The organism is Pseudochrobactrum sp. XF203, assembly GCF_020341615.1.
Taxonomy (GTDB): domain Bacteria; phylum Pseudomonadota; class Alphaproteobacteria; order Rhizobiales; family Rhizobiaceae; genus Pseudochrobactrum; species Pseudochrobactrum saccharolyticum.
Genome location: NZ_CP084392.1, coordinates 2,729,467 through 2,747,561, shown reverse-complemented (window position 1 = coordinate 2,747,561; position 18,095 = coordinate 2,729,467). Strand labels below are relative to the sequence as shown.

Annotated in this window: 19 protein-coding genes; 15 read left to right on the top strand and 4 right to left on the bottom strand. The window is 51.8% G+C overall.

All coding sequences use genetic code 11. The features are described from left to right. Positions 1-49: 49 nt before the first annotated feature. Positions 50-655 carry a CDP-alcohol phosphatidyltransferase family protein gene (locus LDL70_RS12505; RefSeq protein WP_225685196.1) on the top strand — a complete coding sequence of 202 codons (606 nt, stop codon included), beginning with the start codon at positions 50-52 and terminating at the stop codon, positions 653-655. Positions 656-661: 6 nt separating this feature from the next. On the opposite strand, the gene LDL70_RS12500 is transcribed toward LDL70_RS12505, so the two are convergent. Next, positions 662-1,822 carry an aminotransferase gene (locus tag LDL70_RS12500; RefSeq protein WP_225685195.1) on the bottom strand — a complete coding sequence of 387 codons (1,161 nt, stop codon included), beginning with the start codon at positions 1,820-1,822 and terminating at the stop codon, positions 662-664. Between the two features lie 146 nt (positions 1,823-1,968). Continuing rightward, a complete protein-coding gene (locus LDL70_RS12495) occupies positions 1,969-2,892 on the bottom strand; it encodes a LysR substrate-binding domain-containing protein (protein WP_121992349.1) in 924 nt (307 codons plus the stop codon). Between the two features lie 169 nt (positions 2,893-3,061). On the opposite strand from LDL70_RS12495, the gene lysA reads away from it, so the two are divergent. The 6 genes from lysA to LDL70_RS12465 all read left to right on the top strand — a co-directional run bounded on the left by lysA (position 3,062) and on the right by LDL70_RS12465 (position 8,659). Continuing rightward, positions 3,062-4,339 (top strand): diaminopimelate decarboxylase, encoded by a 1,278-nt coding sequence (lysA, locus tag LDL70_RS12490; RefSeq protein ID WP_225685194.1) that lies wholly within the window; start codon positions 3,062-3,064, stop codon positions 4,337-4,339. A gap of 116 nt (positions 4,340-4,455) precedes the next feature. Beyond that, complete coding sequence (dapF, locus tag LDL70_RS12485; RefSeq protein WP_225685193.1) at positions 4,456-5,370, top strand: diaminopimelate epimerase; 915 nt, start codon at positions 4,456-4,458, stop codon at positions 5,368-5,370. A 140-nt stretch (positions 5,371-5,510) separates the two neighbouring features. After that, entirely contained in the window at positions 5,511-6,257 is a 747-nt protein-coding gene (locus LDL70_RS12480) for an amino acid ABC transporter ATP-binding protein (protein WP_022710604.1), read from the top strand. 95 nt (positions 6,258-6,352) lie between these two features. Then, positions 6,353-7,162, top strand: coding sequence for an ABC transporter substrate-binding protein (locus tag LDL70_RS12475; RefSeq protein ID WP_151160177.1), 810 nt, complete (start codon positions 6,353-6,355; stop codon positions 7,160-7,162). Positions 7,163-7,269: 107 nt separating this feature from the next. Next, positions 7,270-7,968 (top strand): amino acid ABC transporter permease, encoded by a 699-nt coding sequence (locus LDL70_RS12470; protein WP_022710602.1) that lies wholly within the window; start codon positions 7,270-7,272, stop codon positions 7,966-7,968. Positions 7,969-7,972: 4 nt separating this feature from the next. Further along, positions 7,973-8,659, top strand: a complete 687-nt coding sequence (locus LDL70_RS12465) for an amino acid ABC transporter permease (protein WP_225685192.1) — start codon at positions 7,973-7,975, stop codon at positions 8,657-8,659. 40 nt (positions 8,660-8,699) lie between these two features. Here LDL70_RS12465 and LDL70_RS12460 read toward each other — a convergent pair whose 3' ends face one another. Further along, positions 8,700-8,954, bottom strand: a complete 255-nt coding sequence (locus LDL70_RS12460; protein WP_028233546.1) for a YjhX family toxin — start codon at positions 8,952-8,954, stop codon at positions 8,700-8,702. A 373-nt stretch (positions 8,955-9,327) separates the two neighbouring features. Between LDL70_RS12460 and LDL70_RS12455 the strand changes: the two genes are divergently transcribed. Continuing rightward, positions 9,328-10,086 (top strand): gamma-glutamyl-gamma-aminobutyrate hydrolase family protein, encoded by a 759-nt coding sequence (locus LDL70_RS12455; protein WP_225685191.1) that lies wholly within the window; start codon positions 9,328-9,330, stop codon positions 10,084-10,086. A 45-nt stretch (positions 10,087-10,131) separates the two neighbouring features. Here LDL70_RS12455 and LDL70_RS12450 read toward each other — a convergent pair whose 3' ends face one another. Then, positions 10,132-10,857 carry a FadR/GntR family transcriptional regulator gene (locus LDL70_RS12450; RefSeq protein ID WP_122093514.1) on the bottom strand — a complete coding sequence of 242 codons (726 nt, stop codon included), beginning with the start codon at positions 10,855-10,857 and terminating at the stop codon, positions 10,132-10,134. Between the two features lie 274 nt (positions 10,858-11,131). Between LDL70_RS12450 and LDL70_RS12445 the strand changes: the two genes are divergently transcribed. The 7 genes from LDL70_RS12445 to LDL70_RS12415 all read left to right on the top strand — a co-directional run bounded on the left by LDL70_RS12445 (position 11,132) and on the right by LDL70_RS12415 (position 18,091). Beyond that, positions 11,132-12,133 carry an arabinose ABC transporter substrate-binding protein gene (locus LDL70_RS12445; protein WP_225685190.1) on the top strand — a complete coding sequence of 334 codons (1,002 nt, stop codon included), beginning with the start codon at positions 11,132-11,134 and terminating at the stop codon, positions 12,131-12,133. Between the two features lie 94 nt (positions 12,134-12,227). Further along, entirely contained in the window at positions 12,228-13,763 is a 1,536-nt protein-coding gene (araG, locus tag LDL70_RS12440; protein WP_225685189.1) for an L-arabinose ABC transporter ATP-binding protein AraG, read from the top strand. Between the two features lie 3 nt (positions 13,764-13,766). After that, positions 13,767-14,717: an L-arabinose ABC transporter permease AraH gene (gene araH / locus LDL70_RS12435; protein WP_225685188.1), complete on the top strand. Its 951-nt coding sequence runs from the start codon at positions 13,767-13,769 to the stop codon at positions 14,715-14,717. Positions 14,718-14,720: 3 nt separating this feature from the next. Further along, the gene (locus LDL70_RS12430) at positions 14,721-15,644 is read left to right on the top strand and encodes a 2-dehydro-3-deoxygalactonokinase (protein WP_370637833.1); all 924 of its coding nucleotides are present in this window, start codon (positions 14,721-14,723) and stop codon (positions 15,642-15,644) included. A gap of 16 nt (positions 15,645-15,660) precedes the next feature. Further along, the gene (locus LDL70_RS12425; RefSeq protein WP_370637676.1) at positions 15,661-16,302 is read left to right on the top strand and encodes a 2-dehydro-3-deoxy-6-phosphogalactonate aldolase; all 642 of its coding nucleotides are present in this window, start codon (positions 15,661-15,663) and stop codon (positions 16,300-16,302) included. Beyond that, complete coding sequence (locus tag LDL70_RS12420; RefSeq protein WP_225685186.1) at positions 16,295-17,173, top strand: SMP-30/gluconolactonase/LRE family protein; 879 nt, start codon at positions 16,295-16,297, stop codon at positions 17,171-17,173. The genes LDL70_RS12425 and LDL70_RS12420 overlap by 8 nt, the downstream gene beginning before the upstream one ends. 12 nt (positions 17,174-17,185) lie before the next feature. Continuing rightward, positions 17,186-18,091 (top strand): aldose 1-epimerase, encoded by a 906-nt coding sequence (locus LDL70_RS12415; protein ID WP_225685185.1) that lies wholly within the window; start codon positions 17,186-17,188, stop codon positions 18,089-18,091. Positions 18,092-18,095: the final 4 nt, after the last annotated feature.

The following is an 18,095-nucleotide window of genomic DNA, read 5'->3' as shown; positions in this document are numbered from 1 at the left end:
TTTAGCCTAAACGATGTTTAAGAAAAGTGATTTTGCAAAGAGTTATACCGTGTCTGTTTATCAGCTTAAGAGCCGTTTTCAGGATTTATTGCGCCCGCTGGTCAGCCGATTGGCACAGTGGGGTGTGACCGCCAATCAGGTGACTATTGCGGCGATGCTGATCTCTGTGGCAGTCGGTTCATGGCTGGTGATTGCTGAAAACAAAATATGGTTCTGGCTTATTCCCGTATGGCTGTTTATCCGCATGGCGATGAATGCCATCGACGGGATGCTGGCGCGCGAATTTAACCAGCAAAGCGCTTTGGGTGCCTATCTCAACGAGATGGGTGATCTTGTCTCGGATATTGCGCTGTTTGCGCCGTTTCTGTGGATCGCACCGTTTCAGCCGCATTGGATGGGGCTGATTATTGTGCTGGCTTTGCTCACCGAATTTGCCGGATTGCTGGGCTTGAGTATCGGTGCATCGCGGCGCTATGACGGGCCGATGGGCAAAAGCGACCGTGCTCTGTTATTCGGTATTCTCGGTGGCTGGCTGGCCGTTGACGGTTTTCTGCCAGAGTGGATGGTCTGGTTGCAGCCGCTGCTGATCGCCCTGTTAGTGTGGACGATTTTCAATCGTATTCGCAGAGGTTTAGCAGAGGCTGCAAAGGGCTGAGATTGCTCAGCTCTGTTTCTCACGCCAGTCACGCAGTCGGTTAATGGCAGTCTCCAGCGTGTCGAGTTTTTTGGCAAAACAAAAACGCACATGGCTGGTGATATTGCGCTCTGAATAGAAGGACGATACCGGCACCGGCGTGACACCGGCCTCGCGGGTGAGGCGCTGGCTAAAAGCGAGATCATCACCATCTTTGTCGAGATCATTGATATCGGCAACCGCGAAATAAGTGGCAGGCGCAGAGGCAATGTTAAAACCGGCTTCACGCAGACCGGCATCGAGATAATCACGACGTTTAGCCAGTTCTTCCCGCAGGCCGGTGAAATAGTCGTCCGGCAAGTTGAGACCGACCGCTACCGCTGTCTGTAAGGCCGGTGGTGTGGTGAAGGTCATATATTGATGGACGCGGGAGATCACTTTCAGCAATTGTGCATCGGCGGTGATATAGCCAACCTTCCAGCCGGTGAGCGAAAAGCTTTTACCTGCAGAGCCGATCCGTACCACACGGTCGCGGATTTCCGGCAGTGAAAACAGCGAGATATGTTTATTGTCATCAAAGGTCAGATGTTCATAAACTTCATCGGCGATAATGAAGAGGTTATGCTTCACCGCCAGTTCCGCAATGAAATTCAGCTCCTCGTGGGTAAAGACCTTGCCGATCGGGTTCATCGGATTATTCACAACGATCATGCGCGTGCGCGGGGTAATTGCATCGCTCAGTGCTTGTAACGGCAATTCCCAATGGGGCGGTGCAAGACGCACCGGCACAACCACGCCACCGGCACGGCGGATCACCGGACTATAGGAATCATAGGCCGGTTCCAGCACAATCACTTCATCACCGGAGTTAATCAGCGCGAAGAAACTATCGGCCAGCGCTTCCGTCGCACCGGAGGTGATGAGAATTTCCGTTTCCCAATCGGGATCAATATTGAAGAACCGACGGGCATTGTCAGCCACAGCTTTGCGCAGGGCAGGAAGACCAAGCATTGGCGGATATTGATGGGAACCGTTGTGCAGAGCATCTGTTGCAGCGGCAATCAGTTCCTGCGGCTCCAGCCCTTCCGGAAAGCCCTGTCCGAGATTGATGGCGCCGGTTTCTGCGGCCAGTCTCGACATGATTTCAAAAACAGATATGCCGGATGCTGCGAAAACCGGATTGACCATGATAATCCTCTTTGGTTCGAATTTGCCGTAATATAGAGTTCTGTTTTTAAACAGGAAAGCAGGCAAGTGCAGGAAAAACGACGCTGTTTGGTATTGCTTGCTCGGCGATGTCGTTTCTTGAGAATATTATCCTGATACTGCAATGTTCATGTGCATAGATTACGCTGTCGCAGTGTTGCAACGCGTTCTTCAACAGCACTGACGATTGCTTGCACAAATTCTGCGCCAAGTGCACCGCGGCGGATATCTTCCGGCTGCCAGACATTCACATAATAAGGGATGGAATGGCGGATCGGGCGGATCAGCAGATTTTGCCCTTCAAAGGCTAATGCGCTTAGCGGGTTGATAACGGATATGCCAATACCTGCTGTTACCAGAGAACCGATGGAGGACGCGGTGGTTGCCTCAATCATAAGTTTACGGCTGATACCGGCATTGCTGAACCACTGATCGACCTGACGGCGATAGTAATCCTCATCGGAATAATAAATAAAGTTATGACCGGAGAATTGCTCAATATCGAGTATGTCATAATCCGCCAGCGGATGACCGGCAGGCATGATGCACAGAAGATCACCGGTATAAAGCTCGCGTGTTGCGGAGGCGCTGAGGGTAATATTGCCTTCTACCATGCCGACATCAAAGAATTTGCTCAACAGGTCGCGGGTGAGGGCGCTTTCTTCCAGAGAATGAATTTTCACAGACGCTTGCGGATGTTCGTTGAGAAACAGTTTGGTGGCCTGCGGAATAATCGCATGGGCATAGGCGGGCAGGCAGGCGACAGATACGCGTTGCAAATTATCGCCGCGAATAGCGCGTGCCGTACGGGCAATTTCTTCAATGCTTACAAAGGAGCGCTGCACAATCACGTTGAGCGCGGCAGCTTGTTGTGTCGGCTTCAGACGGCGGTTATCACGGTGAAATAGCGTAAAGCCGAGTGTTGCTTCCAGATCTTTCAGCTCGCGGCTGATGGTTGGCTGCGAGGAGCCGAGATGATCTGCCGTTTCAGTAACATTAAGGGTGTGCATCAGCGACTGAAAAATTTCCAGCTGGCGGTGTGTCAGACGCATAAAATCTCCCCTTTGGCAGCAAGACCTTCCCAGTATTAAGCATATCGAAAATGAATAATAAAGAGATTATTATGAATTTGACCGCAGATGGATGTCTGATAGCTTGATGGTAGTAATGATGAAGCGGTGTGTCTTGTGCGACCCTCCGCTTCGAGTGTTTGAGGGTAGAATGACCACTGAGTTCTCACGTCCGCATGTTGCGCATTTCGGCTATAAAAACGGGGCTTTAAGCGTTGAAAACGTTGCTGTCTCTGCAATTGCAGAAAAATACGGCACGCCGTTTTATGTCTATTCGGCGGCTGCAGTGCGTGAACGTGTTGCCAGATTGCGCACTGCGCTGAACGGACTCAATGTGCAGATTTGCTATGCGGTGAAAGCCAATAACAACCTGTCGCTGTTGTCACTGCTGGTCGGTGAGGGCTGCGGCATGGATATTGTTTCCGGCGGTGAGATGCACCGCGCATTGGCGGCCGGTTCGCCTGCGGATAAAATCGTATTCTCCGGCGTTGGCAAAACCGATGAGGAAATTGCAGCGGCACTCAATGCCGGTGTGCATCAGCTGAATATTGAATCCATCGAAGAGCTGGATGCGATTTCCCGTGTTGCCCGCCAGCTTGGCAAAGTGGCAACTGTGGTGCTGCGCATCAATCCGGACGTAGATGCACTGACCCACCCGAAAATTACCACCGGCACCAGCAAGAACAAATTCGGCATTGCCTATGCTGATGCGCTGAATACTTATGCGGCCGCCTCTGCCCGTGAAGAAATCAATGTGGTTGGTATTGCTGTTCACATCGGTTCGCAGATTACCGATGTCACGCCATATCGTCAGACTTTTGAACGCTTGGCACAGCTGACACGGGCAATCCGCGCCAAAGGCCTGAATATTTCCCGTCTTGATCTCGGCGGTGGCCTCGGCGTTTCCTATGATGGTTCTGCCGGCATTGATGTCGATGCCTATGCACAGACAATCCGAGATACGCTTGGTGATATTGATTGCGAACTGACTATGGAGCCGGGTCGTTTCATCATTGCCGAAGCCGGTGCGTTGGTGACCAAAGTTCTCTATGGCAAAAATCAGGGTAATTCTAAATTCTCCATCGTTGATGCAGCGATGAATGATCTGATGCGTCCGGCACTTTATGATGCCGTGCATCCGGTCTGGCCGGTGCGTGAACCGGCAGCCGATGCGGAAACCCTGCCGGTCAATCTGGTTGGCCCTGTTTGCGAAAGCTCGGATACATTCGGCGAGTTTGATCGTTTGCCTGCGCTGGAACGTGGTGATCTGGTGATGCTTGGTGTTGCCGGTGCCTATGGTGCAACAATGTCTTCAACCTATAATGCGCGTCCGCTTATTCAGGAAGTGCTGGTTGAGGGCGATACATTCAGACTGGTTCGCCGTCAGTGGACGGTAGAAGATGCACTTATGCTGGAACGCGATCTTTGATCGCGTAAGGAGACAAGAGGTACGGGATCTCTAGGATCCGGCCAGTATAAAGGGAACGGTTGGGAGGCCGTTTCCTGAGGCTGCTGCTAAAGTAGCCCGAAGAGAGGGGGGAAAATATGCGGCCATATTCCGAAGCGGCGCAAACAGGCGCAGCAGGAATTTTCTTCGTCAAGACCCACGGGCTGGGGAATGACTTTGTGCTTGTTGACGGTCGGGAAAAGTCTTTCCGGCCGCAGGCAGCAATAATTGCCCAGATTTGTGATCGTCATCGCGGTGTTGGTGGCGATCAGTTGCTGGTGCTGGAAGCCCCGCAAAATGCCCGCGCTGATGTGCGGATGCGCATCTATAATGTGGATGGCATGGAGGCTCCGGCCTGTTTTAATGCCAGCCGTTGTGCCGCTTTTCTCTGGATGCAGGAAGCAGGCAAAAATTCCGTCATTTTAGAAACGCTTGGTGGCTTGATCGAAGCCCGTATGGCAGAGGCAGAAAACGGGCAGCCGCGTATCAGCCTGTATCTGGCGCCAGCTGTTACAGACTGGCAGGCTATTCCGCTGGCAGGGCCGCTTGCGAACCATGACGGGCTCTTGAACCACGGCCCGTTGTCTGAACCTTTTGCCGTCAGTATGGGCAATCCGCATCTGGTATATTTTGTGCCGGATTTTGATGCCGTGGATGTGTCGCTTGAAGCTGCCATTGTGCAAAACAGTACCTATCTGCCGGAGCAGGCGAATATTGGTGTGGCTGAACTGCTGCCGTCTGAAGGTGAAGAGGCGCTGCTGAAACTGGTGGTTTATGAACGTCCCGGTATTCTCACGGAAGCCTGTGGTAGCGGTGCCTGTGCGGCGGCAGTTGCGGCGGTACGCAGCGGACGCACAAATCAGAAAAAATTCCGTGTTTTAATGCCGGGCGGGGCTTTACAGGTCGAGTTATGTGCTGATGATACAATTATCCTGACAGGGGATGTTGCTGTCGCATTTTACGGATTTCTGCCTGAGGAAGCATCAACAGAATTCAATAAGGATAACGCATAATCGCCCGTTAGAGGCAGCGTTAGTTCTGATTATTACGCAGTTTCGGACGGATCGAAGCGGGATTAGAAATCAATTCGGTGAATTGATTTTCCTGCGAAGGCGGTATCCACTTTTCCTGAAACTGTTTGAGAGGGGAAATAATGACTTTTATATCAGTTGAGCATGTCAGCAAGACCTATCCTGCGACCAGCAACGGCAAGGCTCACCGTGCACTGGGCGATGTCTCTTTCTCCGTAGAGAAGGGGGAGGTTCTGGTAATTATCGGTCCTTCCGGCTCCGGTAAAAGCACTTTGCTGCGCACGCTCAATGCACTGGAAGCCATCGACAGCGGCACGATCACCGTCAATAATCTGGCAATTTCTGATCCTAAAACCGACCTCAATCATGCCCGTTCGGAAATTGGCATGGTGTTTCAGCATTTTAATCTGTTTCAGCATAAAACAGCGCTGGAAAACGTGGTTCTGCCGCAGACTGTGGTGCTGAAGCGCTCAAAGGCGGAGGCGCTGAAAATTGCGCAGGATATGCTGGCGCGTGTGGGCATTGCGGAACGTGCAGGACATTATCCGAGCCAGCTTTCCGGCGGTCAGCAGCAGCGCGTGGCGATTGCCCGCGCTTTGGCGATGAACCCGAAAGTGATGCTGTTCGATGAGGCAACCTCAGCGCTTGATCCTGAAATGGTTGGCGGCATTCTCGATCTGATGAAAGAACTGGCAAAATCCGGCATGACCATGGTGGTTGTCACCCATGAAATGGGCTTTGCCCGTGAGGTGGCTGATCGTGTGATCTTCATGGATGAAGGGCAGATTGTCGAAACCGGAACGCCGGATGTGCTGTTTTCCAAGCCGGTTCATCAGCGCACACAGCATTTTCTCGAACAGGTACTTTAAGGGGAGTGTGCAGACGTTGGGAGACGTCTGTTGAAAGTTACGGAAATGAATGCCCGTAAATAAGGGTAAATCCATATAATAGTGAGGAGAACATTATGAAATTTCTGAAAAAAATCGCTCTGTCGATCGGAATGCTGGCGGGTGTGGCTGCTATGTCTGTCGGTGCAGCAAGCACCGCCAAAGCAGACATTATGGAAGAAATTCTGAAGCGTGGTGAGCTGCGTGTTGCTGTGCAAACGCAGGGTGCGCCGGTCAGCTTCATCAATAAAGATGGCAAGCAAACCGGTCTGGCTGTAGAACTTGCCCGTATGATGGGTGAAGACCTCGGTGTTAAAGTCGTGTTTCAGGATTATGACTGGAAAGGTCTTATTCCGGCACTGCTGGCTGGCAAAGTGGATATGATTGCCGCGGACATGACACCGACCCCGCAGCGTGCGGCTCAGCTGCTGTTCTCCCGCCCGATGTTCTACGAAGAAACTGTTGCGGTTGTGAAGAATGATTCACCGCTGGCCAAATGGGAAGACCTCAATCAGGAAGGTCTGAATATCGGCTCGACACAGGCCAGTTCATACAGTGAAGCCATTAAAAAGTTCATGCCAAAGGCAACGCTGAAAGAGTTCACCGGCGGTACTGCTGCCGTGGCACAGGCATTGTCTGCTGGTCGTATTGATGCAACCGTTTCCGATCTCGGTAACGTCACCAATTTCGTTAATGAATTCGGTAATCTGAAAATTCTTGACGGCATTATTGTCAAAAACCCGCTGGCCTTTGCCGTGCGCCCTGATGAAGCGCATCTGAAGTTCTGGCTCGACAATTATGTTGAACTGATCACCTCCGACAAGCGTCTCGACCAGATGGTCAATTACTGGTGGAACACCACCGAGTGGGAAAAAGACCACAAGTAACAGAAGCCATCTCCTGCCTGCCATTCGGGCGGGCAGGAGCCTTACTGTTTTAAATATTTTGCGCCGCGGCAGACTGTCTGCCTGCGTGAAATATCCGGGACCGGATAATGTCATCATTCATTCTTGATTATTTCAATTACCGCATCGTTGCGCAGTATCTCGACCGCTTTGCAGAAGGTCTGGGCAATACGCTGATTGCAACCGGTGTGAGTTTTGTGCTGTCTTTTGTGCTCGGCACGATCATGGCTGTTATCATGTTTACGCAGTGGAAAGTGCTGCGCAATCTGATACAGGCTTATGTCACATTCATCCGTTCGACCCCGCTGCTGGTACAGATTTATCTGGTCTATTTCGGTCTGCCGGTTCTGCTGCCCTTTACTGCCAAATGGCCGGAAATGTGGCTTGGCATTGCCGCGCTGGTTATTAACTGTACGCCTTATATGTCCGAAATTATCCGTACCGGTATCGGTTCAGTCCCGCGCGGACAGGTTGAAGCTGCCAAAGCTGTGGGCATGAGTTACGGACAGCGGCTGATCCATATTGTATTGCCGCAGGCTTTTGCCAATGTGATCCCGCCTGTGCTCGGCCAGACGGCCGTGCTGATTAAAGATACATCGCTGTTGTCGCTGATTACGGTGTTCGAATTCACCAGTGCCGGTCTGTTGCTGAACAGTGAGCGCGTGCGCCCGAATGAGAGCTTCCTGACAATCGCTGCCGGATATCTCGCTATCTATTGTGTGATGCTGTTCCTTTCGCATCATGTGAAAAAGAAGCTGGCAGGTCCTGCCTGGGCTGCGAAAGGTTGAGACTATGTTTGAATATTATTGGAAACTTACAGTCTCAGTCATGCCATTTCTCTGGCAGGGGTTCAAAGAGACTTTTACGGTTTCGCTGGTCGCAATTCTTGCGGGATCGATCATCGGTACGGTGATCGGGATTATACGCAGTTATCGCATCCCTGTTTTGACACAGCTCTTCGGCGGCTATGTGCATATTTTGCGCGGCACACCCTTTCTGGTGCAGCTCTATGTTTTCTATTTCGTGCTGCCGAATACAGGGATTGAATGGCTGAGCTGGGATTCCAGCACAGCGGCCTTTGTGGCGTTGTCGCTCTATACCTCCTGCTATGTGGCTGAAATTGTGTGCAGTGCTATTGATGCGGTGCCACGCGGCCAGTGGGAGGCTGCAACTGCGGTCGGTATGAGCCAGTTGCAGAAATTGTGGCATGTGATTTTGCCTCAGGCGCTGAAGCTGACAATTGCGCCGATGAGCAGCGTCTATGTGATTATCATCAAAAGCACGGCCATTCTGTCGGTAATCGGGATTGCCGAACTGACCCGTCAGGGCGAAGTGTCGATGCTGCGCTTCCCTCGCGATGTGTTGTTTATCTATGGTCTGATTGCGCTGGTTTATTTCGTCTATTGTTATCCGATCCTCAAATTTTCCAAATGGGCGGAGAACAAGATCAGCGGTTCACAGCGCCTGTCATTAGATTAAAAATAAAGAAGCGCAGCATGTGAGGTGCTGCGCTTTTTACCTATGCATTGCGGGCGATTTGCAGACTTTGAATGCCTTGTTTGGAAATGCGGTAAGCACTGCCGTTAAACGAGGCGATCAGCCGTTTGGCGCGCAGTTTTTTGAAGGTTTGTAAATCTGTACCGTCAAGAAACCAGCCCTCACGGGAGATGAAATCGACATCAATAATTTTGCCATTGTCGTCTTTTTCCGGCTCGATCCGGCCACCTTTGGCCAGCATATCGAGAATACGGCGTTCAAAACGTGAAATATTCATGGCTGTCTCCGTTTTTGAAAACGGACGAACAGTGCACAGAAACCGCCAGCGCGTGGCAGCATGATCTGAGTCATCATGGGAATTGTCCTGATAAGGAGAGAAAGTCGGGCGCAAGCCGTTGTAAGCCTGTGTGTGACAGGCGGCTCTGCATAAGCAGAGGATCAACGATGAAGGATGCTGCGCATAAATCTCCTTAAGACGACTGCACGAAATATAATGCGAAAATGTAATAAAAACAAGTATGACTATGATGTGCAGGTAAGGCGGTTGTTGATCGCAAAAATGCATGAGGCCAGATGATAATAACGCTTGTTTTCGCTCAACAGGACGTATTCATTCAGGCACAGAAATTTCATTATAAAAGCACGGCACAATGACACAGAAAACACTATTTCGTCCGATCATCGGCGTGACTCTCGACAGCGAAGAGGGCGGCGGTTTTTCGGATTCTCCATGGTATGCAATCCGTCAGAATTATCTGTCCTGCCTTGAAGAGGCGGGTGCTGCACCGGTTGCCTTGCCGCATCTCACAGAACTGGCTGAAAACTATTTGAATATGATTGACGGGCTGGTTGTAACCGGCGGTGCTTTTGATGTGCCGCCTGCGATGTTCGGCGAAGAAGCGCGCACAGACACGATCCGTCTGAAACCGGCACGGACAGAATTTGAAGCGGCTGTTCTGCGCGGTGCGCTGGAGCGCGATATGCCGGTGCTGGGGATTTGCGGCGGTCATCAGCTGCTGGCTGTTATTGCTGGCGGAACACTGGTGCAACATATTCCGGATGAAGTCTCAGACGCATTGGAACATTCCGTTTCGAAAGATACTGAAAATGCCGGTGGTAAGGAACGTGCAGGGCACAGTATCGCAATTGAAGAAGACAGCTTGCTGGCGAAACTGGTCGGCACAACCGGTCAGCATGTGAATAGCTCGCATCATCAGTCGGTGCGTACTGTCAAGGCGCCGATGCGTGTGACGGCTATGGCTGAAGACGGTATTATTGAAGCGATTGAGCACACGGAAAAGAGCTTCGCCATTGGTGTGCAATGGCATCCGGAATATAAACAGATGGAAGGCGATGTGCATCTGCTGGCAGCATTTTGCGCTGCTGCCGAAGCCTATCATAATCGCTGAGCTGTTTTCGCTTATAACGGCCTGTGCTCAATTGTGCTGGCCGTTTTACTTGTCTTTCATACCAAGATCGCGTGCAGCAAGATCCAGCATTTTATTGGAACTGTTGCGCGCCCGCTCTTTATCGCGCAGCCGTATGGCTTCAATCAGTTCCAGATGTTCGGAAATGGCCTCATCGCGGCTCGCAACTGCATCATTGGATGTGTAAAGCGTATAGCGCAATGCGGCTTCAATAATGCCGCAAAGCTGGCGAAAGACCTGATTATGGCTTGCCCGCAACAGAGCGATGTGGAAGTCAACATCGCCCTGCGTGAAGGCTTCAATATCGCTGCCCGCCTCATTCATCCGGTTCCATGCTATTTCCAGCGCTGCAATATCCATGGCGGATGCGCGTTGGGTTGCCAGTTCGGCAGCGACCGGCTCAATCGCGCGGCGGGCTTCCAGAACGCAGAGCAATAAATCCAGATCGACGATGCGCGGCCCCAACCAGTCCAGCACCTGCTGATCCAGCAGGTTCCATTCATCCTGCTCACAAACGACTGTGCCGATACGCGGCTTACCGCGCACCAGCCCTTTGGACTCCAGTGTTTTGATCGTTTCGCGGATGACCGTGCGGCTGACACCATATTCTTCACACAGATCATTTTCGCGGGGTAGCATTGAGCCCGGCTTGAAGCGGCCGTTGAGAATGTCAGCGGCGAGCGTCGCAGTGATGCTTTTTTGTACCCTTGGCCGCGTCGGGCGGGAAGGGGCATGCAGGCTCTGTTCAGACATTTCGGTCACGGCTTTTCTTTCGTTTTAATCCGGCCATCCGGTTGTTCAGTTTCCGGCTTTAATGCAGGCCCTGATCATAGTCATAGGGTTTGACAGACGGAAACCGCAAGGCACTCAGTTGTTTAATTATGTATAATGAACAATTTTAAATCATCATACAAGAATTATTGACTGGTATGATGATTTGTTTTAGCGTGACCGGCGATGGAGGACATCAGCGTCATGACAAGGCTGTGGGAGCTTGAGATGACGTGCAATCTTTGGGAGGAAAGATATGCGCTTTTTAAAAACGGCTGCTTTAGCCGGAATAATGGCCGGTGTGGTTTTCACGGCTGTTGCAGGAGCATCTGCAGCCTATGCGGCGGATGTGAAAATCGGCTTTGTTGTAAAGCAGCCGGAAGAACCGTGGTTTCAGGATGAGTGGAAATTTGCCGATGTAGCGGCAAAGGAAAAAGGTTTCACTCTGGTCAAAATCGGTGCGGAAGACGGTGAGAAGGTGCAGTCTGCACTGGATAATCTGGCTGCACAGGGCGCTACCGGTGTGATCATCTGTACACCGGATGTGAAGCTCGGGCCGGGTATCGTTGCCAAGGCCGAGGCCAATGGTCTGAAATTGATGACTGTCGATGATCGTCTTGTCGGTGCGGATGGCAAACCGCTGGAAGATGTGGCGCATATGGGGATTTCCGCCACCAAAATCGGTGAGGAAGTTGGCCGCGCCATCAGCGAAGAAGTCAAAAAACGTGGCTGGGACTGGAAGAATGTCGGTGCAATCCGTGTTTCCTATGACCAGTTGCCGACTGCCGTTGACCGCGTCGAAGGCGCGCTTTCTGTTATGAAAGAAAACGGATTGCCGGAAGCCAATATTTTTGCGGCGCCACAGGCAAAAACCGATACTGAGGCCGCGCTGAATGCATCCACTGTTGTTCTCAACAAGAATGCGGATATCAAATATTGGGTTGCTGTTGGCCTCAATGATGAGTCCGTGCTTGGTGCGGTACGCGCAACGGAAAGCGTTGGCATTCCGTCAGAGAATGTTGTGGCGGTTGGTATCGGCGGTGCGGAATCTGCGATTAATGAATTTAAAAAACCAAGCCCGACCGGTTTCTACGGCACAGTTATCATTTCACCGAAGCGTCATGGTTATGAAACAGCGATGAATATGTATGCATGGCTGGCGGATGGAAAAGAGCCTGAAAAGCTCATTCTGACATCCGGTCAGCTAGCCTTGCGCGATAATTACGCGGAAGTCCGCAAGGAACTCGGCATCGAGTAATCCTGCACGGAGCCGGAGCATTGAGTGTTCCGGCTCCCATTTCTCAGAAATTATTGTTCAAGTGGTGCAACCACTGCTGAGAGACAGGTGCGGCATGGCTGACTTTCTGACGTTTAAAAATATTTCAAAATTCTATCCCGGTGTTAAGGCGCTGACAGATGTGTCTTTCGGTGTTGCTCAAGGGGCTGTTCACGGGCTGATGGGAGAAAACGGTGCGGGTAAATCCACGCTCATCCGTGTTCTTTCCGGCGATCAGCAGGCGAATAGCGGTGAGATCATTATTGACGGTGTGGTGCAGAAGTATGCATCCGTGCGCGATGCTTTTCATGCCGGTGTGATCGTTATCCATCAGGAACTGCAACTGGTGCCGGAGCTGAGTGTTGCGGAAAATCTGTGGCTCGGGCGCTTTCCTGCCAAAGCGGGAATTATCAGTTTCAAAGCGCTGGTCAGTGATGTCGGCGAAAAATTGCGGATGATAGGCATTGATATCGACCCTGCCACCAAGGTTGCACAGCTTTCAATCGGTGAGCGGCAGATGGTTGAAATCGCCAAAGCCGTGATGCTGGATGCGCGTATCATCGCGCTCGACGAGCCGACGTCATCCCTGTCATCTCGGGAGAGCGAAATCCTGTTTCGCCTGATCGGCCGTCTGAAGGCTGAGGGCAAGATCATTCTTTATATCTCGCATCGTCTGGATGAGATTTTCCAGCTTTGCGATAGTCTGACTGTGCTGCGTGACGGCAAACTGGCCGCCCATCATCCGAGTCTTGAGAATGTTACCCGCGACCAGATTATCTCTGAAATGGTGGGGCGGGAGATCAATAATATCTGGGGTTGGCGCGGTCGCGATATTCGCCAGAATATATTGCTGAAGGTTGAAAATCTCAGCGGCAGTAAATTACCGGAGCCTGTGAATTTTGAGGTGCGTGCCGGTGAAATCTTAGGATTTTTCGGTCTGATCGGTGCCGGACGTTCCGAGATGAGCCGCCTGATTTATGGTGCCGATCACCGGCGTACCGGTGCGGTGTATGTTGATGGTAAGGTTGTGAAGGCTGATGATCCGCGCAGTTCCATCCGTGCAGGTATCGTCCTTTGCCCTGAAGACCGTAAATTTGATGGTATTGTTCAAGGGCGTTCGATTGAAGAAAATATCGCTATTTCTGCCCGCAGACATTTTTCCCCGTTTGGCTTGATCCGCCCGAAAAAAGAGGCGGAACTGGCTGAAACCTATATCGGAAAATTACGGGTGCGTACGCCGTCGCGCAAACAGAATATCGTCAATCTCTCCGGCGGCAACCAGCAGAAGGTTATTCTCGGCCGCTGGCTGGCCGAGCAGAATATCAAGGTGCTGATTATTGACGAGCCTACGCGCGGTATTGATGTGGGCGCCAAGGCAGAGATTTATGAAATTCTCTATCAGCTTGCTGAAAGCGGCATGGCGATTGTGGTGATCTCCAGCGAATTGCCCGAAGTCATGGGCATCTCAGACCGGATTATGGTGATGTGCGAAGGGCGGATTGCCGCCGGATTTGATCGCGCTGATTTTAACGACCGCGCCATTCTCACGGCAGCACTACCGGATAAGACCGTCGCTGAAACGGCAGCCGGATCATTACAAAAGGTATCCTGAACGATGGTTTCAATTAAAAAAATTCTGCTTGGTGAACAAGGGCTTGTGGTAATTTTTCTGCTGGCCTTTGCAGTGGTGGCGCTGACAGTCCCGAATTTTCTGACTGAACGGAATATGCTTGGGCTTCTGCAATCGGTGGTAACCATCGGCATTGTTGCCTGCACGATGATGTTCTGTCTTGCATCGCGCGATTTCGATCTTTCCGTCGGTTCCACTGTCGCCTTTACCGGCATGATTGCGGTGATGGCGTCCAATGCTACCGGTTCTATTGTTCTCGGATTGCTGGCCGCTTTGGCAGGCGGTTTTATCGTCGGGCTGTTCAATGGTGTTGTAATTGCGAAATTTCGTATCAATGCGCTGATTACCACGCTGGCGACAATGCAGATTGTGCGCGGGTTGGCGCTGATCTCCAGTGATGGTCGCGCGGTTGGTATTAATGATCCGTCTTTCTATCAGCTGGCACTGTCAAAATTTTTAGGCATTCCGACGCCGATCTGGGTGATGGGACTGCTGTTTGTCATTTTCGGATTTGTGCTCAACCGCACAGTCTTCGGTAAGAATACACTGGCAATCGGCGGTAATCCCGAAGCATCGCGACTAGCCGGTGTGAATGTGGATTCCATGCGTATCTGGATTTTTGCTTTGCAGGGGCTGGTCTGCGGTATTGCCGGTATTTTGCTGGCATCGCGTATCACATCCGGTCAGCCGAATGCGGCAACAGGACTTGAATTATCTGTCATCTCGGCTTGTGTTCTTGGTGGTGTTTCTCTGGCTGGCGGTCGTGCTGCAATGCTGGGCGTGATTGTTGGCGTGCTGATTATGGGGATTGCCGAAAATGTCATGAACCTGCTGAATATTCAGGCATTTTACCAATATGTTGTGCGCGGCTGCATTCTTCTCATTGCTGTGCTGTTGGATAATCTGCGCTCAAATATGATCGGGTTCAGAGGGTAAACACTGATGAATGACGCTGTTTACGCATTGGTTGATTGGGGAACGAGCAGTTTCCGCCTGTGGATTACAAATGCACAGGGGCATGTGCTGGGTGAAAGCCGCAGTGATGAAGGTATGATGCATTGCGCTGCAACGGGTTTTGCACCGGTGCTGGAAAAGCATTTGCATAAGCTGGAAGCAGGACCGGATCTGCCGGTTATAATCTGCGGTATGGCCGGTGCACGGCAAGGCTGGGCAGAGGCACCTTATATCAGCCTGCCTGCTACGCTTGATGGTCTGGCAGATTATGCGCTCAAATTAGAAAACCAGACACGCGATATCCGTATTTTGCCCGGACTTGCGCAGCGTGATGCATCCGCAGCCAATGTGATGCGCGGTGAGGAAACCCAGCTTGCGGGTATTGCCACATCGATGCCTGATGGTCTGATCTGTATGCCTGGCACGCATAGTAAGTGGACGAGACTGGAAAACGGTGTTGTGACGCAGTTCGCGACTTTCATGACCGGTGAGTTTTTTGCAGTACTGTCTCAACATTCCATTCTCAGACATGCGATGGATACGGATGTGGCTTTTGATGAAAACACACCTGCTTTTCTCCGTGCTGTTGAAAAGACATGCGCGGAACCGGCACGGATGGCCGAGGATGTTTTTGGTATCCGTGCAGCACAATTGCTTGGTTTTGAAGAGCAGTCTGAGGGCGCAGCGCATCTTTCCGGTCTGCTGATCGGCGCAGAGGCCGGCAGGGCAAAACAGCTTTATGGCGCGGGTACAATCGGGCTGGTGGCTTCGGGAAAACTCGGCCGGTTGTATCAGGCCGCGCTGGAAAGAGCCGGTTTCAGCATCACTCTTCTGGATGGCGAGATTGCAGTCCGGCAGGGATTGTTTTCGGCGGCGGCCAGAGTGTGGCCGGTTGTGCATCATGCGTGATGGAGAGGGAAGCATAATGTCATCTGTCATCTGGCCGAATTTGAAACGCTCACTGGTGGCGATCATTCGCGGTATCCGCAATGATGAGGTTGAGCCGGTGCTTGAAGCTCTGATTACAGAAGGGTTCGAGATTATTGAGATTCCGCTGAACTCACCGGAGCCGTGGGTTTCGATTGAGCGTGCGGTGAGGTTATTCGGTGACAAAGTGCTGATCGGTGCCGGAACCGTGCTGACAACAGAAGATGCGCAGCGGCTGGCAGATATTGGCGGGCGGATTATGGTGAGCCCGAATACGGATGTCGATGTTATCCGCCATGCAACTTCCTGCGGGCTGATTACCATGCCCGGTTGTTATACGGCGAGTGAGGCTCTGCTGGCGATCCGCAGTGGCGCTTCCGCATTGAAATTCTTTCCTGCCGGTTCCCTTGGCCCTTCAGGCATCGCGGCGATTAAAACCATTCTGCCGAAGGATGCTGTTGTCGGGGCTGTTGGCGGAGTTTCCGACCAGAATTTCGGAGATTATGCCCGCGTGGGTGTGCGGACTTTTGGCATAGGCTCCAGTTTGTATAAACCAGAGGATAGTGCGGAAACCGTGCAGGCAAAAGCCCGTCTGACAATCACAGCCTATGATGAGGTGTTTGGTGGTGCGCATGGCTGAGATATTTGTGCCCGCTGCGTTGAATGCACCTTTGTGTAAGCTGGGTGAGGGGCCGGTCTATGACCCGCACACAGATACAGCATGGTGGTTTGATATTCTGCAATCCAAACTCTGCGAATATCAGTTTCAAAGTGGTGTAAGCAGGCAACATGATCTGCCTTTTGCCGCCAGTGCCCTTGCGCGGGTGGATGAGTATCGCCAGCTCCTTTTCACAGAGCGCGGCCTGTATCTGCGCGATGTGGCAACGGGCGACTTGTCTCTGCATTGTGAAATCGAAGCGGATAACCGACTGACCCGCTCCAATGATGCGCGGGTGCATCCATCAGGGGCATTCTGGCTTGGCACAATGGGCTGGCAGGCTGAGCAGGGTGCAGGTGCAATCTACTGGTATTTCAAAGGTGAGTTGCGCAAGCTTTACGGCAATATCACGATCAGCAATGCGATTTGTTTTTCATCGGATGGCACGGTCGGATATTTTGCCGATACAGCTTTACGTCAAGTGATGCGTGTGCCGCTTGACCCTGAGAATGGTTTGCCGGTCGGGGAGTCGGAACTGTTCCTCCATGATTTTCCCGCAGGCAATCCCGATGGTGCGGTTGTGGATGCGGACGGTAATTTTTGGGTTGCATTGTGGGGTGGCTCGCAGATTGCCGGATATGCACCGGATGGCAGTTTTCTGCGTTCAATTGCTCTGCCGGTTTCTCAGCCGAGCTGTCCTGCTTTTATCGGCAAAACTGCCAGCCAGATGCTGGTGACATCCGCATGGGCCGGGCTGGATGACGCAGTGCGACAGCAAGAGCCGTCGGGGGCGATATTTGTCATGGATCTGCCGTTTCAGGGCAGGTTTGAAACCGATGTCAAAATCATCTGACCGGAGGCTGCCATGAGCATCATCATGTTGAAAAACCAACAATTTGAAGCGCATATTGCTAGCCAGGGCGGTACGGTACATGGCTTGTGGTGGCACGATCAGGGGCGGATTATTCCCCTGCTGCGTGAAGCCAAACATGCCGATGCAGCACCGGTTGAAACCGGTGGTTTTCCGCTCATCCCGTTCGGCAACCGTATTCCGCAAAATCACTTCAGTTTTGAGGGGCGCGACTATCATTTTCAGGCAAATACAGATGATGATCCGCTCTATATTCATGGCGAAAGCTGGCAAGGTCTCTGGCAGATTGCAAAGCAGTCAGAGAACCGGCTTGTACTGCGCATTACCCATAACAAAGCCGATGCTGCTTTTATTTATGAAGCGGAACAGAATTTTACACTGGATGAAACCGGTTTCACTCTCTCCATGCGGGTGACAAATAAAGGGGAGAAAGCCATGCCGTTTGGCCTTGGCTGGCATCCTTATTTTCATCTGACCGAGCAAACACAGCTACAGCTCAACGCTCAGAAAATGTGGACGCAAGGGGCCGGTTACTTGCCGGAAAACCGTGTCAATATTCCCGATGATCTGAATTTCAGCAGCATGAAAAAAAATCCCGATCATTGGGTGAATAACGGGTTTGAGGGATGGGACGGCACTGCGCGACTTGTCTGGCCGAAACAGAATACAGCTCTGACCATGAATGCCGACCCGTTGTTTGACCGGTTCTTTCTCTATGCGCCGCATGGTGTGCCGGAGTTACAATCCCGCTCGGATTATTTTTGTCTGGAGCCGATGTCTCATATGGCGGGCGATCATTGCCGTGACGGTTATGGTGGTTTGAAAATATTGCAGCCTGCTGAAAGCCTGTCAGGAACCATTCGTTTGCAGCCTGAGCTCATTCAAAAATCAGGTCTATAAAAGG

Excerpts from the sequence above, each read along its gene's own strand:
- LDL70_RS12475 (WP_151160177.1), top strand. The coding sequence starts at position 6,353 with ATGAAATTTCTGAAAAAAATCGCTCTGTCGATCGGAATGCTGGCGGGT.
- LDL70_RS12465 (WP_225685192.1), top strand. The coding sequence starts at position 7,973 with ATGTTTGAATATTATTGGAAACTTACAGTCTCAGTCATGCCATTTCTC.
- LDL70_RS12500 (WP_225685195.1), bottom strand. The coding sequence starts at position 1,822 with ATGGTCAATCCGGTTTTCGCAGCATCCGGCATATCTGTTTTTGAAATC.
- araG (WP_225685189.1), top strand. The coding sequence starts at position 12,228 with ATGGCTGACTTTCTGACGTTTAAAAATATTTCAAAATTCTATCCCGGT.
- LDL70_RS12445 (WP_225685190.1), top strand. The coding sequence starts at position 11,132 with ATGCGCTTTTTAAAAACGGCTGCTTTAGCCGGAATAATGGCCGGTGTG.
- araH (WP_225685188.1), top strand. The coding sequence starts at position 13,767 with ATGGTTTCAATTAAAAAAATTCTGCTTGGTGAACAAGGGCTTGTGGTA.
- LDL70_RS12420 (WP_225685186.1), top strand. The coding sequence starts at position 16,295 with ATGGCTGAGATATTTGTGCCCGCTGCGTTGAATGCACCTTTGTGTAAG.
- lysA (WP_225685194.1), top strand. The coding sequence starts at position 3,062 with ATGACCACTGAGTTCTCACGTCCGCATGTTGCGCATTTCGGCTATAAA.
- LDL70_RS12460 (WP_028233546.1), bottom strand. The coding sequence starts at position 8,954 with ATGAATATTTCACGTTTTGAACGCCGTATTCTCGATATGCTGGCCAAA.
- LDL70_RS12425 (WP_370637676.1), top strand. The coding sequence starts at position 15,661 with ATGTCATCTGTCATCTGGCCGAATTTGAAACGCTCACTGGTGGCGATC.
- LDL70_RS12495 (WP_121992349.1), bottom strand. The coding sequence starts at position 2,892 with ATGCGTCTGACACACCGCCAGCTGGAAATTTTTCAGTCGCTGATGCAC.
- dapF (WP_225685193.1), top strand. The coding sequence starts at position 4,456 with ATGCGGCCATATTCCGAAGCGGCGCAAACAGGCGCAGCAGGAATTTTC.
- LDL70_RS12450 (WP_122093514.1), bottom strand. The coding sequence starts at position 10,857 with ATGTCTGAACAGAGCCTGCATGCCCCTTCCCGCCCGACGCGGCCAAGG.
- LDL70_RS12480 (WP_022710604.1), top strand. The coding sequence starts at position 5,511 with ATGACTTTTATATCAGTTGAGCATGTCAGCAAGACCTATCCTGCGACC.
- LDL70_RS12415 (WP_225685185.1), top strand. The coding sequence starts at position 17,186 with ATGAGCATCATCATGTTGAAAAACCAACAATTTGAAGCGCATATTGCT.
- LDL70_RS12470 (WP_022710602.1), top strand. The coding sequence starts at position 7,270 with ATGTCATCATTCATTCTTGATTATTTCAATTACCGCATCGTTGCGCAG.
- LDL70_RS12455 (WP_225685191.1), top strand. The coding sequence starts at position 9,328 with ATGACACAGAAAACACTATTTCGTCCGATCATCGGCGTGACTCTCGAC.